At 68.0% G+C, this 13,466-nt stretch carries 15 protein-coding genes and 1 pseudogene; 10 read left to right on the top strand and 6 right to left on the bottom strand.

What is annotated here, in order from left to right; all coding sequences use genetic code 11:
- Positions 1 to 19: 19 nt before the first annotated feature.
- Complete coding sequence (locus ASG64_RS11005) at positions 20 to 1,231, top strand: metallophosphoesterase (protein ID WP_082518395.1); 1,212 nt, start codon at positions 20 to 22, stop codon at positions 1,229 to 1,231.
- On the opposite strand, the gene ASG64_RS11000 is transcribed toward ASG64_RS11005, so the two are convergent.
- Positions 1,203 to 1,985, bottom strand: coding sequence for a PucR family transcriptional regulator (locus tag ASG64_RS11000; RefSeq protein WP_056073577.1), 783 nt, complete (start codon positions 1,983 to 1,985; stop codon positions 1,203 to 1,205). The two genes, ASG64_RS11005 and ASG64_RS11000, sit on opposite strands and share 29 nt — an antisense overlap.
- A gap of 62 nt (positions 1,986 to 2,047) precedes the next feature.
- Here ASG64_RS11000 and ASG64_RS21590 point away from each other — a divergent pair, with 62 nt between their 5' ends.
- Positions 2,048 to 2,221, top strand: a complete 174-nt coding sequence (locus tag ASG64_RS21590; RefSeq protein WP_235579573.1) for a hypothetical protein — start codon at positions 2,048 to 2,050, stop codon at positions 2,219 to 2,221.
- A 226-nt stretch (positions 2,222 to 2,447) separates the two neighbouring features.
- Here ASG64_RS21590 and ASG64_RS10995 read toward each other — a convergent pair.
- Both ASG64_RS10995 and ASG64_RS10990 read right to left on the bottom strand, forming a co-directional pair.
- Positions 2,448 to 3,227 (bottom strand): annotated as a pseudogene (locus ASG64_RS10995) (phosphoketolase); the annotation flags it as partial.
- A gap of 104 nt (positions 3,228 to 3,331) precedes the next feature.
- Entirely contained in the window at positions 3,332 to 4,444 is a 1,113-nt protein-coding gene (locus ASG64_RS10990; protein ID WP_056073573.1) for a hypothetical protein, read from the bottom strand.
- Between the two features lie 163 nt (positions 4,445 to 4,607).
- Here ASG64_RS10990 and ASG64_RS22065 point away from each other — a divergent pair, with 163 nt between their 5' ends.
- The 5 genes from ASG64_RS22065 (at position 4,608) to ASG64_RS10960 (ending at position 7,598) form a co-directional block, all read left to right on the top strand.
- Positions 4,608 to 5,246 carry a CsbD family protein gene (locus ASG64_RS22065; protein WP_056073571.1) on the top strand — a complete coding sequence of 213 codons (639 nt, stop codon included), beginning with the start codon at positions 4,608 to 4,610 and terminating at the stop codon, positions 5,244 to 5,246.
- Positions 5,247 to 5,504: 258 nt separating this feature from the next.
- Complete coding sequence (locus tag ASG64_RS10975; protein WP_056073568.1) at positions 5,505 to 5,801, top strand: WXG100 family type VII secretion target; 297 nt, start codon at positions 5,505 to 5,507, stop codon at positions 5,799 to 5,801.
- A complete protein-coding gene (locus tag ASG64_RS10970) occupies positions 5,798 to 6,085 on the top strand; it encodes a WXG100 family type VII secretion target (protein WP_056073566.1) in 288 nt (95 codons plus the stop codon). Before ASG64_RS10975 ends, ASG64_RS10970 begins: the two co-directional genes overlap by 4 nt.
- Complete coding sequence (locus ASG64_RS10965; RefSeq protein ID WP_056073564.1) at positions 6,085 to 7,362, top strand: WXG100-like domain-containing protein; 1,278 nt, start codon at positions 6,085 to 6,087, stop codon at positions 7,360 to 7,362. The genes ASG64_RS10970 and ASG64_RS10965 overlap by 1 nt, the downstream gene beginning before the upstream one ends.
- On the top strand, positions 7,359 to 7,598 hold the full coding sequence (locus ASG64_RS10960) for a hypothetical protein (protein ID WP_042573824.1): 240 nt from the start codon (positions 7,359 to 7,361) through the stop codon (positions 7,596 to 7,598). The genes ASG64_RS10965 and ASG64_RS10960 overlap by 4 nt, the downstream gene beginning before the upstream one ends.
- A gap of 10 nt (positions 7,599 to 7,608) precedes the next feature.
- Here the strand turns inward: ASG64_RS10960 and ASG64_RS10955 are convergent, their stop codons facing one another.
- Positions 7,609 to 8,097: a hypothetical protein gene (locus tag ASG64_RS10955; RefSeq protein WP_156388355.1), complete on the bottom strand. Its 489-nt coding sequence runs from the start codon at positions 8,095 to 8,097 to the stop codon at positions 7,609 to 7,611.
- A 94-nt stretch (positions 8,098 to 8,191) separates the two neighbouring features.
- Between ASG64_RS10955 and ASG64_RS10950 the strand changes: the two genes are divergently transcribed.
- The 3 genes from ASG64_RS10950 (at position 8,192) to ASG64_RS10940 (ending at position 11,408) form a co-directional block, all read left to right on the top strand.
- Positions 8,192 to 8,644 (top strand): hypothetical protein, encoded by a 453-nt coding sequence (locus ASG64_RS10950; RefSeq protein ID WP_056073561.1) that lies wholly within the window; start codon positions 8,192 to 8,194, stop codon positions 8,642 to 8,644.
- A 48-nt stretch (positions 8,645 to 8,692) separates the two neighbouring features.
- The gene (locus ASG64_RS10945; protein ID WP_056073558.1) at positions 8,693 to 10,183 is read left to right on the top strand and encodes a fatty acyl-CoA synthetase; all 1,491 of its coding nucleotides are present in this window, start codon (positions 8,693 to 8,695) and stop codon (positions 10,181 to 10,183) included.
- Between the two features lie 115 nt (positions 10,184 to 10,298).
- The gene (locus ASG64_RS10940; RefSeq protein WP_156388354.1) at positions 10,299 to 11,408 is read left to right on the top strand and encodes a hypothetical protein; all 1,110 of its coding nucleotides are present in this window, start codon (positions 10,299 to 10,301) and stop codon (positions 11,406 to 11,408) included.
- 1 nt (position 11,409) lies between these two features.
- Here the strand turns inward: ASG64_RS10940 and ASG64_RS22310 are convergent, their stop codons facing one another.
- A complete protein-coding gene (locus ASG64_RS22310; protein WP_056073553.1) occupies positions 11,410 to 11,985 on the bottom strand; it encodes an excalibur calcium-binding domain-containing protein in 576 nt (191 codons plus the stop codon).
- Between the two features lie 111 nt (positions 11,986 to 12,096).
- The gene (locus ASG64_RS10930) at positions 12,097 to 13,449 is read right to left on the bottom strand and encodes an MmgE/PrpD family protein (protein ID WP_056073551.1); all 1,353 of its coding nucleotides are present in this window, start codon (positions 13,447 to 13,449) and stop codon (positions 12,097 to 12,099) included.
- Between the last annotated feature and the right edge of the window lie 17 nt (positions 13,450 to 13,466).

Here is a 13,466-nt window from a genome sequence, read left to right as displayed (position 1 = left end):
GATGACGAAGGGCTGATACATGTCGGACGAGATCAGGCCCGACGAGGCGCGGCGTCACGGCACGCCGACTTCCGATACGGAGGCCGAGGCGGGCGGTCCGCCGCTGGCGCGGCTCGCGATAGTGGGGCTCGTCGTCCTGCTCCTCTTCGGCGTGCCGTTGTGGACCGTCGTATTCTCGGGCGCGCAGTGGCCGGCGATCGCCCGGATCGTGGGTTCCCTGGCCGTCGTCGGCGCAGCCGCCGGCCTGATCGTCGGTATGACGAAGGGCCACGGACGCGCGCATTCCGACAGCTGGGCGCGCATCGGAGACACCCTTCTCGGGCTGGTGTGGATCGCGTTCGTCTGGTCCGTGCTGGGCCAGGTCCTCGGTCTCGTCCTGCTTCTCGTCGGTGTCGACGATCCGGTGAGGTCGCGGATCGTCGCCGGTGCGGTTGTCGTCGTGGTGGTCGCTCTCGCCGGATGGGGTCGACGGGAAGCGATGCGTCTGCCGCGGGTCAAGAACGTCACCGTCACCCTCGATCGGCTCGGTCAGGGGTTGGACGGCATACGCATCGTCCTCATCACCGACACCCATTACGGTCCGATCGAGCGGTCGGGGTGGTCCGCCGACGTGGTGGCCGAGGTCAATCGTCAGGACGCGGACATCGTGTGCCATCTCGGTGACCTGGCCGACGGGTCCGTGGAGCGTCGACGCGGTCAGGTGGCTCCGCTGGAACGGGTGTCGGCGAAATCGGCTCGGGTCTACGTGACAGGCAATCACGAGTACTTCGGCGAGGCGCAGGAGTGGTTGGACCACATGACGTCGCTGGGATGGGACTCGTTGCACAACAGGCACATCACGGTCATGCGGGGTGGTGACCGGCTGGTGATCGCCGGTGTCGACGACCGCACGGCGCGAGGATCCGGGGAGGCCGGCCACGGCGCCGATCTCACCGCGGCGCTCGACGGGGCTGACCCGGCGTTGCCGATCTTCCTTCTCGCGCATCAACCCAAGCAGATCGACGCGGCGGTCGCGGCGGGCGCCGATCTCCAGGTGTCCGGACACACGCACGGCGGACAGATCTGGCCGTTCGGTGCGCTGGTCCGGCTCGATCAACCCGTCGTCAGCGGACTCAGTCGACACGGAACCAGGACCCAGCTCTACACCAGCCGCGGCACCGGCTTCTGGGGCCCACCGTTCCGCGTCTTCGCGCCCAGCGAGATCACGGTGCTGACGCTGAAGTCCGGGTAGCTCGGCCGACCTGGTCGACGGCGTCGTCCCAGTGCCCGGATCGGACCAGGGCGAGGGTGAGGAGCAACCGGTCGTCCGGTGAGGTGATCGTGCGGCCCGTCAGTTCCTCGAGCTGACGGATACGATAGATCACCGTATTGCGATGGCAGTACAGCAGTTTCGCGGCGTTGGTGGGCGATCCGTCCGTCGCCAGCACGAAGGCCAGGGTGCGCAGGAGCGTGTCGCGTTGGACTGCCGGGTGCGTCGCCAGCGCTCCCAGCGCGTGCGAGACGACCAGTTCCGATGTCTCGGCGTCGGCCGACATGACGATGCGGGGTAACCGATCCGTCGCCACCGCTGCCGGCGTGTCCGACGCTCCGATCGTGTCGGCGGTGCGCGCGGCCGCACGGTACGCCGCAGCGAACGTCGCCAATCCGTCCGGGGACGATGCGATACCGACGGGACCGGTCGCGCGCACCGCGAGCGCGTCGGCCACCGCGGACAGGTCGGAGCGGAGCGGACACACGATGCCGAACTGCACTCCGTCCCGGATGTGCCAGTGGCACAACGACGACACACCGTCCACGGCATCCTCCGGTGATGCCAACGGTGGGTCGCCCAGGTCCGACAGCGGTCCCACGACGCAGGCGACCCGATGCTGGGCACTCAGGCCGAGAGTGACGCGTGCGTCGGCGACGAATGCCGGATCGCTTCCGCGCCCGTCTCGCAGACCGTCCAGTGCTGCCAGGACTTTCGTGAAGTCGCGCTGTTGCATCCGTATCGTCTCGCGGCGGAGCTCTCCTCGGCGCCGCCCTCCTCACCTACATCCCGCCGGTCGTGACCAACCTGGGCCTCGACGCCGGGTTGAGCAGCCTGCAGGCCGCGGAACTTGCGCCCCTGGTCACCGGCATCTTCACCGTGGTCGTGATCCTTTTCGCGCCACTCGGGCTGGTCGGCACGGTCCGGAGTCGTCTCGTACAGCGTCGTACCACGAAAGAAGGAGTTCGATGAACAGGATCCGAACATGGGCGCAGCGGGGCACCGCCCTCGCGGCGGCCGTCGTACTGGTGGCCTCGTGCGGTGCGGGTGGCCGTGAGGAGGCGGAGGAGTCCACGGAGGGCTCCACCGTCGGAATCACCGACACCTCGGTGAAGATCGGTGCGCACTATCCCCTGACGGGTGTCGCCGCTCCCGGGTACAGCGAGATCCCCACCGGCGCCAAGGCGTACTTCGACTACTGGATCTCGCGAATGGTGGTGTGCGACTCCCGTAGTGCTCGCTCGAAGTCCCGAAAGACGTGTCGAGGATCCTCACCCTCGACGACGACAGGGGACCATCCCTGTCCCGACAGATAGTTCGTCACGTCCTCGTCGGACATGCGGCCGAGCACTGTCGGTCCGGCGATCTTCGCGCCGTTCAGATGCAGGATCGGCAGAACCGCACCGTCGCGTCGGACGTTCAGGAAGGCCGGCAGTTTCCACGACGCGGACAGAGGTCCGGTTTCCGCCTCACCGTCGCCGATGACACACGCGACCGTCAGGTCGGGCCGGTCGAACGCCGCACCGGCGGCATGCACCAGCGCGTAGCCGAGCTCGCCGCCTTCGTGGATGCTGCCCGGTGTGGGCACGCTGACATGGCTCGGAATGCCACCGGGTGAGGAGAATTGGCGGCACAGGACGTGCACGCCGGCGGCGTCCCGCGAGACCTTCGGGTAGATCTCGCTGTAGGTGCCCTCCAGATACGTGGACGCGACCAGGGCCGGACCGCCGTGACCCGGTCCGGTGACGTACAGCCAGTCGGTGTCGGTGCGTTTGATGTGTCGGTTCAGCAGTGTGTAGATCATCGACAATCCGGGGCTGGTTCCCCAGTGCCCCAGGAGTCGAGGCTTGATGTGCTCGGCTCGCAGGGGCTCGCGCAGCAACGTGTTGTCCTGCAGATAGATCTGCGCGACGGTCAGATAGTTCGCGGCGGCCCACCAGCGCAGGTCCAGGTCCAGGTCGTGATCCTCGTACGGCATGTGCGGTCCTCTCCCGACCGGGTGGCCCCGCTCGTCGGCAGTGGCCTACCCGTGGGAGGCGGATCCATGCAGCGCCGGACCGGTGGATCTCACGACGCTCGTTCTCAGTCCTGAGGCGGGGTGTCGTCTGCCGCGGTTCCGAAGATGTCCGCGCCGGCGATTCCGTCGAGGACCGCATGCCGGAGCTGCGGCGGCACGAGCAGGACGTCGCCGCCGACGATCAGGCCCTCGTCGATGAAGGCGCGCAGTCGAGCGGTGACGAGCTCCGCGGTGCGCTTGTCCTCGCCCTCGAGGTCGTCGTAGTTCTCGTCGAGGTTGCCCTCCGGAGGATCGGGGGTCATCGCCGCGAGCACGCTCTGGGCGACGAAACTGTCGGCGACCGACGCGGACACGTCCACTTCCTCGCCGGCGGACAACTGCACCCGCACGAAGGCAGCGACCACCGCACGCAACGCCTCGACAGCGCGGGCGCGGAAGTCGGCAGCGAGAGGTCCCGGAGCGGCGCCGCTCGCGGAGATCTCGACGACACCGGACTCGATCGCGCAGTTCCAGGTGTGGGCCAGCTCGGGAACGTCGGCCGGCATCTGGAACGCGGATGCGGGGACGTTCACACCGAGGGCGTCGGCCACCGCACGTGCGTCCACGGGAGCACCGGTCGACGACCAGGCCAGCAGCGCGTCCACTCGACCGATCACGGAGAGTCCCGCGAGGGCGCCCGCCTCGTCGCTCGCGGACACGTCGGGAAGCGTGACGTCGTCGGGGGTGAGGGTGTCGGGCATTCCGTCGACGAAGTCCGTCAGGTCTTCCATGCAGTGCTCGTAGTCCGCGTCGCTTCCGCTCCAGATGTCCTCGTCGTCGAGGAACGTCAGATAGGACAGGGCGCTGAACACCAGATGCAGCGCCGCGTCCTCGCTCGCCTCGGTGTCCTGTGCCAGGACGGACTCGGCGGCGTCGAGAACGAGATGGGCGTCGTCGGGTGTCCACGCGGTAGGGGTGAACTTCTCGTGGACCCTGGTCAGTTCGCCCAGGAGCGACTCGACGACACGCCTGGTGGGTTCGATGTCCCCGGCACCGTCCTGCGCTGCCATCCAGGTGACGAAGCGTGCAAGGACGCGTTCGGTGGTGGAGGCCGTGGGTGCACCGGTCTGACGACGCCGACGTGCTGCAGTCTTGGCCGCACGCTTCTGGCCACGGTTGGACGGTCGATTCGATCCCATGCGCCGACCCTAGTGGTGCACGGACACGCGTCGACGCGGTAGGTTGCCGCCGACTGTGACCCAGATCATGTGCTGGCGGCGCACGCTTCTGCGTTCTCGGTACGACTCACCTTCATACGAACACGAGCGCGCCCGGTAGGGGCAGCGTCGAAAGGAGCTCACCATGGCCGACTTCATCGAGAAGGCACAGAACAAGGTCGACGAGGCCGCAGGCGCCGCGAAGAAGAAGGTCGGCGAGGCCACCGGGGACGACTCGCTGCGCACCGAGGGTGCCGCACAGCAGACGAAGGCGGACGGCAAGCAGGCCGTCGACAAGGCCGGCGAAGCGGTCGACGACGCCAAGGATGCCGTGAAGGAAACGGCGGGCGACGTCGCCGACAAGACCGAGCACGCGGCGAACAAGGTCGCCGGCAAGGCGGACGACGCCGCCAACAAGGCAGCGGACAAGGCGAACGAGGTTGCCGACAAGGCAGGTGACGTCGCGGAGAAGGCTGCCGACAAGGCGAACGAGGTCGCTGCCAAGGCGCAGGACAAGGCCGGCGAGGTCGCGGACCGCGCCAAGCACGCCGCCGACAACGTCGCCCAGCAGGTGCGCAGCTTCGATGCCAACTCGTCCGATGTGAAGAAGGCCTCCGCTGTCAGCGCGCCCGTCATCGCCGCCGTCATCGGTGCGATCGTCGCCGTTGTCCTCGTGCGCCGTCGCCGCAACGCCCCGCGCCGCATCGCCGAGCAGCGTCTGTCCGCCGCGCAGAGCTTCGGCCACGATCTGGCCGAGACGGTGAAGCACAAGCTCGATCGCTGATCACCGGACGATATCCGGTTCAATGCTGCGGACTGTTCGTTCGAACGAGGGGGCAGCGTTGAGCTGAGCACCGTCCACCGTCACCGCGGTGCACGGTGAGCTGCAACCGAATGCGGCGTCTGCGGGGGCAGGCGCCGCATTCGTCTGTCCGGGGTCGGTTGCTCGCGCGCGCCGGGAACCGATGCGGCCGTGAATCCGTCCATGTCTGTACGCGTCGTCGATCGACGGCGTCGACGGGTCGTTCGGGGGGAGACCGGTATGGAACACACGGCTGTCGATACACCGGCCATGGTGGATGTGGGCCGAGCGTTGGGGCGGGTGTCCGACGATCTCGACCGTGAGATCGCCGATGCGGCAACGGCTATCGCGGCAATCGCTGCCTCGTGGCACGGCGCCGCCGCGAGCGCGTTCGCCGATGGATGGGCAACGGTCCACCACGGTGCACGAGAGATGGTGGCGGTTCTTGCCGAATCCGCGCGCACTCTGGAGGTCGCGGCGACAATGTATGCGCAGCAGGACGAGTCGACAGCCGCCGCCGTCGCGGGTGCATCGTGAGCGGCTTCCGTGCGGATCTGGCAGAGCTGGACTCGGTGGTGGTGCGACTGGCGCACATGGTCGACACGACGCGTAACGCACTCGCCGAGGTGGCGACACGAGTGGACGCACTGCCGTGGGAGGGCGTAGCAGCCGACGCGCACCGAGCCGTGCATGCTGCATGGTTGTCGAACGCCCGCGACATGACCGAGGGTGTCGAGTCGATGAGACATGCTGCGCATCGGGCACATTCGTCCTACACCGCCGCGGTCGATGCCAATCTGCTCATGTTCGGCCGACGCTGATGGCGCCTCCGGCGGTTCTCGACGTCTCGCCCGAGGTCTACGCCGCCGCGGCGCGCACGATCTACCGTGCCGAGCAGGTCATGTCGGCGGCGGCTGCCGCTCATCACGCCGCTGCCGCCCGGTGGGCCGGCATGGCAGGAAGCGATGCTGCCGGCGAGCAATGGGGCACGTCGTACGACGGGCAGGTCACCGAACTCGGCCGATCAGTCGCCACCGTCTTCTCGGCCACCTCCGTCACGGCTCGACTGGTCGAGCAGGCCGGCGCCAATCATGCTGCTGCGGAGGCGAATGCGCTGACCCCGGGGTCGGCGCCGCCGGCCGGTAGGGCGCCCGCATCCACCAGGCAACTCGACTACCCCAGCGCCGTGGGGGATTCCGGGCCCGGCCTACAGGGAGCGGTCGAGCTCGCCGACGCGGTCGGTGTGCCGTGTCCCAACGGAGACACCGGAGCGTTGCGCGACGCGGCGCGGCAGTGGATCGTGCTGGGCCAGGCGATGCTCGATGCCCGCTCCGACATCCTGTCGGCGACGTCCGACCTGGCTGCGGTCCGGTCGCCGGAACTCGACGGCATGCATCGCGATCTGCGTCGATTGTCCGACGCGGTGGAAGCCGCCGCGGGTGCCTGTTCCGGACTCGCCGCTCTCTGCCGCGACTACGCGGAGCGACTGGACGAGGCGCGTCGAGAGATCCGGGACCTGATCGAACAGTTCGCGCTCGAGGAAGCCGCGGCCGTCGCGGTCGGTATCGGGTTGGCCTTCGTCTCCGCCGGGCTGTCGGCCGCGGCCGGGGCTGCGGTGGCCGCCGGTCGGTTCGCCCGTACAGCCGCCCGTGTTCGCCGGGTCATCGATGCGCTGCACGCGTTCGCACGGATGCGGCGGAACGAGACCTCGATGCAGACCATGCGGCGGGCCACCGACGATGTCGAGGATCTGACGTCGCGGGTGCCCGTCGGCCTCGACGACGTGGCCACGGTCGAGCGCGGCGCCGGCGCCCCGCCTTCCGGGTGGTCGTCCTCCAGGGCGCTCGACGATCACTTCGCCCGTCACGGTGCCGACGTCGGAGCGCGGTCGTCCGACGAGTACGCCGACCTCGCGGCGCGGTTCCGCACGGAGGGATCACACCAGATGAAGGTCGGTCCCGACGGCACGATCCGGATGTACGACGCCGAGACGAACACCTTCGCGTCGTACACGCCGGACGGCATCACCAAGACATACTTCAAGCCTAGTTCCGGTGCGTCGTACTGGGACCGCCAACCGGGGGTCATCACCGAATGAGCGACACCGTCTGCCCGATCTGCCACTATCCGGATCTCGCCGAACCGCCGTACTCGGACGCCGGTGCGTCGTACGAGATCTGCCCGTCGTGCGGCTTCGAGTTCGGAGTCACCGACGACGATCTCGGTGTCTCGCCGCAGTCGTGGCGCCGTCGCTGGATCGAGCAGGGCTGTCCGTGGACGTCGTCCGCTCCTCGGCCGGAGGGGTGGGACGGCGCGCGTCAGCTGCGGGGGTGACCTGCGCAGCTCAGGGGAGCAGGTACGAGTAGGCAGAGCATTCCGAGGCGACACCGATGTAGACGAGTCCGTCGGACTGTTCGTCTGTCCATCCGCGGGCTCGGGTCCGGTCGGCCGTCTCGGCCAGGATGTCGACGCCGGTGCGACCGACGGCGAGGTCACGGCAGATCGCGGTGACCGAGGTGTCCATGAACGCGGCGGTGTCCGCATCCGTCGGGAAGCCCGCCATCTCCATGATCTGTGCAAATGCGTCGACGGGTTCCGCGGCGGCGACCCGTTCTCCCGCCGCGGTCACCACTGCCGGGGTGTCGATGGTGGGGACGGGCGTGCCGATGGACGACTGCCTCGCGGGTGTCGGAACATCCGAGGCGTCGGCGGTCACGCCGTCACCCAGCACCATGGTCGTGGTCGTGGTCGCGGCGCCGGCCAGGACGACCACCGCGGCGCCGATCAGCGTCAGGCGTCGTCCGGTGCGGGTCGGGCGCCGATGTGCTGGCATCACATGTCCTTGATAAGTGGGTCAGTCACTGACTTATACCCATTTTCGAGCACAATGTTACTGCTACTTCACAGAAACTCGGGGGAACGCGCGCATGGACAGAATCACCCGTCGAACGCTCGGTGCCTGGGTGATCACGTGCAATCCGCGGCGGACCGACGCCGTAGCGCTGCTGGCGACCGGTGATGCGGGCGGCGAGTGGTGCGTCGCGCCCAACTACCGGTCCCGGCTCATGGGCGAGGGTCAACCCGTTCTGCTGTGGGTCAGCAATGCCTCGGGTGCCCACCCGACCCGGGGTTTCTGGGGACTCGGAACAGTCCTCGGACCAGCTGTCGATATGCACGATCCGCACGATCGGCGACTGCACGTTCCCACCCGTATCCGGACGTTCGACGAACCGCTGACGGCTGCGGAGTGTGCCGTCACCGCAGGGCTGGACGCACTCGAGGTCCTGCGGTCCCCGCAACAGTCGAATCCCTCGGTGATCACGGCCGACGAGTGGGCCGTTCTGGGTCCGATCGCGAGCGCGCGAGTCGGCCGCAGCTGAGCCCGTGGGGACTGTTCCCCTCGGGCGGATGTCTCTAGTGTCCGGGGTATGACAGCTGATGTTCGCGCGAGCACGGTCGACGGAATCCTGACGCGATCGGCGCGTCGTCACCCGGACAGGCCCGCGCTGGAGTTCGACGGCCGCACCCACACCTACACGGAGCTCGACGGCGTGGTCTCCCGCGTGGCACGGCACCTGGTGTCGACAGGTCTGCGTCCGGGAGACCGAGTAGCGGCGTACGGCACGAATTCGGACTCCTACATCGTGGGTTTCCTCGCGTGCTCGCGAGCCGGCCTCGTCCACGTGCCGATCAACTACGCGTTGATCGAGGACGAGTTGACCTACCTCGTCCGTCAGTCGGGAGCGCGCGCGCTGCTCGTCGACGATGCTCTGGAACCGGCCGTCGCCGCGGTCCGTGACGGGCTGGCGCTGGACAGGGTGCTGTCCCTGCAGACGCTTCTCGACCTCCCCGACGCAGACGTGTCACTTCCCACGGTCCGCACCTCGGATCTGGCGCAGTTGCTCTACACGTCCGGGACGACGTCGAAACCCAAGGGCGCGATGATGTCTCACGGCGCTCTCGTCAGCGAATACGTGTCGTCGGTTCTCGCACTGTCCTTCGGCTCCGACGATGCGCCGTTGATCGCGATGCCGCTCTACCACTCCGCCGGGATGCATGTCTTCGCTCTGCCGTACCTGTCGGTGGGGGCGACGGTCCGCCTGATGGCCAAGCCCGACGTCGCGGAGATCCTGCGCCGGGTGGAGGCCGAACGCATCGGGTCGCTCTTCCTGGCGCCGACGGTGTGGGTGCCGTTGGCCGGTCACCCCGATCTCGACAGTCGGGACCTGTCGTCGTTGAGGAAGGCCCAGTACGGAGCGTCGATCATGCCGGTCACGGTGCTCGAACGGCTCCGGACGCGGTATCCGGAGCTGAAGTTCTACAACTGTTTCGGCCAATCCGAGATCGGGCCGCTCGCGACGGTGCTGCAACCCGAGGAGCACGACGAGCGCCCCGCGTCGTGTGGACGGGCGGTGTTCTTCGTCGAAACGCGCGTGGTGAGTGCCGACGGTGAGGACGTGGAGGACGGTGAACCGGGAGAGATTCTCTACCGTTCGCCGCAGTTGTGCGACGGGTACTGGGACAACCCCGACGCCACAGCCGAGGCGTTCCGCGACGGCTGGTTCCACTCCGGAGACCTGGTGACCCGCGACGCCGACGGGTTCGTGACCGTGGTGGACCGCATCAAGGACGTCATCAACACCGGCGGGATCCTGGTCGCCTCCCGCGAGGTGGAGGACGCGATCTACACCCATCCCGCTGTTGCGGAGGTGGCTGTCATCGGCGTTCCCGACGACAAGTGGATCGAGGCGATCACCGCCGTGGTCACGGTGAAGGACGGTCACACGGTGACCGCGGAGGAGATCGTCGAGCACGTATCGGGCCGCATCGCACCGTTCAAGATTCCGAAGCAGGTGCGGTTCATGGACGAACTGCCACGTAACCAGAGCGGCAAGCTGCTCAAACGCGAGTTGAGGTGATCGAACCGGCGTTCGGCGTGTTACACGTGTGACTGATGTGACTGGTGGTACTTCTGACTCGTGAGTTCCCGCGCGTCCGCGGTAGCCGCATCGGTCGGGGGGTGCCGTCATGCACATGGGTAGACGAGTTGCGCAGATAGTGGTCGTGGCGGCGATGGTGATCGCGTCGCTGAGCGTCCCGGACGCCTCGGCGGCCAGTTCGTACGTGGGCCGCCAAGGAATCGGTCTCAACGGCATCGACTTCCGTGCCAGTTCGGCGGTGCAGAAAACTCAGGCGGCACGGGTGGCGGGTACCGGCGCCAAGTGGGTCCGGATCGAGATCGACTGGTGGTACGTCCAGGACGGCGGCCGCACATCGTTCAACTGGGCGGGTCCCGACGGCGCGGTGGCCGCAGCCAAGGCGAAGTCGCTCAACGTGCTGCTGCTGATCCAGAAGACACCGCCGTGGGCGCGGACCACGGCCGACGGCAGCACACCTCCGACGAATCCGAACGACTACGCCACGTTCGCCGCGAAAGTCGTCAGCAGGTATGCGCCGCAGGGTGTCCGGTCGTACGAGGTGTGGAACGAACCGAATCTGTGGATGTTCTGGGCGGACCCGGTCACCGGGAAGCCGAACGTGCAGGGCTACGTCGACCTGCTGAAGGCCGCGTATCCCAAGATGAAGGCCGCCACGTACAGCTCCATCAGCATCGTCGCCGCCGGGCTGTCGCCGTACGGAACGACGGGGCAGAGCCCGGAAGGGCACGCGATCTCCCCGCTCACCTACCTCGACCAGATGTACGACGCGGGAGCGAAGAACTATTTCGACGCCGTCGGGTGGCACCCGTACACGGCGCCTGCGATGCCGAACGACACTGCGGACTGGAATGCGTGGTCTCAGATGAGCGTCGACTTCACCGATGCTCAGGGTGCGATCTACCAGAAGAGTGCGCGCACGATCATGACCGAGAACGGTGACGCCGGGAAACTCATCGTCATGACGGAAGCGGGCGCGGCGACGGCCGGAGATCCCAGCCTCACCGAGCAGGACCAGGCCACCGCCTACCGGCAAGCCGTCGACAACCGGCTGTCCTACAGCTGGGCCGGGCCGATCTTCTTCTACGAGACCACCGACCGGGCCCCGCTGACCACGGTCGATCCCGACAAGGAGAACTACTTCGGGATCTACCGCGCCGACGGCACCGCCAAGCCTGCGGTCGGTGTGTTGACCAGCGTGCGCTGAGTCAGTTCTCGCAGCCCACGCCGTCGCCGTCGCGATCGAGGTGCGATCCGTATCCGGGGTCGCCCGCGTAGACGGGTGCGGCGCCGGCAGCCTTCGCGGCCGAGCAGTTCTTGTAATACGCCGAACCCGACGACTCCTCGACGTAGGGCGCGGGTGCCGGGATCGGGGCGGGGGCGACGAACGGAACGGGCGCGGGCACGTACGCACGGTCGATGTCGGGGACGTCGACATACGGCGTCTCGACGTACACGGGCTCGGTGTAGGCGGGTTCCGTGGTCGGAGGTGGCGCGTACACGGTGACGGTCTCTTCGGTCGTGGTGGCCGAGGTGGTCGTCGTCGTGGTGCTCCGCGGAGTCGTGGTCGTCGGGCGCGCGGAGGTCGTGGTGGGAGCCGACGTCGTGGTGGTGATGACGGTCTCGGCGCTGGCGTCGACAGTCTCGGGGTCCTGCATGGCGCCGAGTCCGATGACGGACAGGCCGACGAATGCTGCGACGGCAGCGGTGATCTTGCCCCGGTTGCCCTTCTTCCGCGTCTCGACGAGGGGAGGCTGGTAGGGCGGGGGGTATGCGTTCGACATGGAAGAAGATCCTCGGAGATGGAAGCGACGGGTCACACTCACGTCGCCGTCGACGCCCGCAGTGTTACAGGCTGGTCGGTATGTGTACACCGTCCGCAGCAGGACGCGAGGTCACGGCAGCGCGCGCAGGATCTCGGCGACATCCGTCGATCCCGCGAGGTCCGCGACGACACGATCGATCGTCGCGGCGTCCTCCCGACCGACGAGCAGTTCGATCTTGGCCAGCACCTGCGCGTCGTCGAGGGGGAAATGGTCCACGTCGCCCACGGGGTTGGGCGTCCCGGCCGACAGCACCTCGCCCGTCGTCAGGACGACGTCGACTTCCGCGGCGCGTCGATCGGGGAGCAGGCGGGTGAGATCCGGCGACGACTCGACGTGCACATGCGCACTGAAGTCCTCGGCACGGCGGAAGGAGTCCGTCTGCGGTGTCAGTGCGTCCGCGTCGATCCGGTCGTTCGTCATCGCCGCAGCCACGACGAAGGGCAACGAGAACATCGCTTCGAGTCGTGTCTCCGGGTGTCTTTGGAACAGCGGCTCGGCCAATGCGTGCGTGCGGACATGTACTGCGGCGACGTGCCGAGCGTCGAACGACGGACGCAATCCGTAGACGGTGTCCACCGCGGCGTGCGTGTACGAACAGCTCGCGTGACGCTTGGCGTACCCCTGATCGATGGCGAAGACACCGTCCGGATCGAGGGACAGCGCGACCGGATCGAGAGAACCGACGATGTCGCCGAGTGTCGACGAGGCAGCCCCGTTGTTGTGCACCAGTTCTGAGGCTGCCAGTCGCGCCGCGTCCAGACCGGCGCGCACGGCACCGCCGATCCAGAGATTGCGGGCGAAGTTCCCGGCCAGCACCACATCCCACGGCGCCACGTGCACCAGGGCGGTCGATGCGTCGATCGCGGCCGCAGTGCGGTCGGCGTCGAGTTGCCAGATCACCGCGGCGGCGGTGGCGGCGCCCGTCGCACCCCAATGGCCGTGCGTGTGCCAGCGAGGATCGCGTGTCAGGGCCGCGCCGAATCGGGTGGCCACCTCGTACCCCGCCACGACGGCGGCGAGGAACCGGGTGCCCGGCACAGGTCCGTCGGCGAGGCGTGTCGCGGCGATGGCTGCCGGAACGACGTGCGCTGCCGGATGACCCGCCGCGTACTTGTTTCCCTCGTCCAGTTCCAGGCAGCACGACGCGACGGCGTCGAGGTACGACGCGGTCTCCGCCGTCGTCGTGACCGCGCGCCCGATCGTCGACGAACTGCCCGGCTCGGACCGCCATCGGGCCGTCATCGCCGTCACCTCGGGGGTTCGCGCGCCCGCCAGCGTGACCCCCAGGAGATCCAGCAGAACGGTGCCGACCCGGGTGTCGTGTGCGATCGACCGGTCCTCGAGGGCTGCCGCGAAGGCTGCCAGCCTGTCGACGGCGTCGCGGACGCGTTCCGCTGGTCGGAACGTCTCTGCAAGGCTCATGCGGGTAACGCTAAGCA

Origin of the sequence: Rhodococcus sp. Leaf247, assembly GCF_001426185.1 — a bacterium.
Lineage (GTDB): Bacteria > Actinomycetota > Actinomycetes > Mycobacteriales > Mycobacteriaceae > Rhodococcoides.
Note: the sequence above shows the minus strand (reverse complement) of the source record. Positions and strands in the feature narration are given on the sequence as shown.

What these genes read in the sequence shown, in the direction of transcription:
- ASG64_RS11005 (WP_082518395.1), top strand. Translation starts at nt 20, where the DNA reads ATGTCGGACGAGATCAGGCCCGACGAGGCGCGGCGTCACGGCACGCCG.
- ASG64_RS10930 (WP_056073551.1), bottom strand. Translation starts at nt 13,449, where the DNA reads ATGAGCCTTGCAGAGACGTTCCGACCAGCGGAACGCGTCCGCGACGCC.
- ASG64_RS10965 (WP_056073564.1), top strand. Translation starts at nt 6,085, where the DNA reads ATGGCGCCTCCGGCGGTTCTCGACGTCTCGCCCGAGGTCTACGCCGCC.
- ASG64_RS11000 (WP_056073577.1), bottom strand. Translation starts at nt 1,985, where the DNA reads ATGCAACAGCGCGACTTCACGAAAGTCCTGGCAGCACTGGACGGTCTG.
- ASG64_RS10955 (WP_156388355.1), bottom strand. Translation starts at nt 8,097, where the DNA reads ATGCCAGCACATCGGCGCCCGACCCGCACCGGACGACGCCTGACGCTG.
- ASG64_RS22065 (WP_056073571.1), top strand. Translation starts at nt 4,608, where the DNA reads ATGGCCGACTTCATCGAGAAGGCACAGAACAAGGTCGACGAGGCCGCA.
- ASG64_RS22310 (WP_056073553.1), bottom strand. Translation starts at nt 11,985, where the DNA reads ATGTCGAACGCATACCCCCCGCCCTACCAGCCTCCCCTCGTCGAGACG.
- ASG64_RS10990 (WP_056073573.1), bottom strand. Translation starts at nt 4,444, where the DNA reads ATGGGATCGAATCGACCGTCCAACCGTGGCCAGAAGCGTGCGGCCAAG.
- ASG64_RS10945 (WP_056073558.1), top strand. Translation starts at nt 8,693, where the DNA reads ATGACAGCTGATGTTCGCGCGAGCACGGTCGACGGAATCCTGACGCGA.
- ASG64_RS10950 (WP_056073561.1), top strand. Translation starts at nt 8,192, where the DNA reads ATGGACAGAATCACCCGTCGAACGCTCGGTGCCTGGGTGATCACGTGC.
- ASG64_RS10940 (WP_156388354.1), top strand. Translation starts at nt 10,299, where the DNA reads ATGGGTAGACGAGTTGCGCAGATAGTGGTCGTGGCGGCGATGGTGATC.
- ASG64_RS10960 (WP_042573824.1), top strand. Translation starts at nt 7,359, where the DNA reads ATGAGCGACACCGTCTGCCCGATCTGCCACTATCCGGATCTCGCCGAA.
- ASG64_RS10975 (WP_056073568.1), top strand. Translation starts at nt 5,505, where the DNA reads ATGGAACACACGGCTGTCGATACACCGGCCATGGTGGATGTGGGCCGA.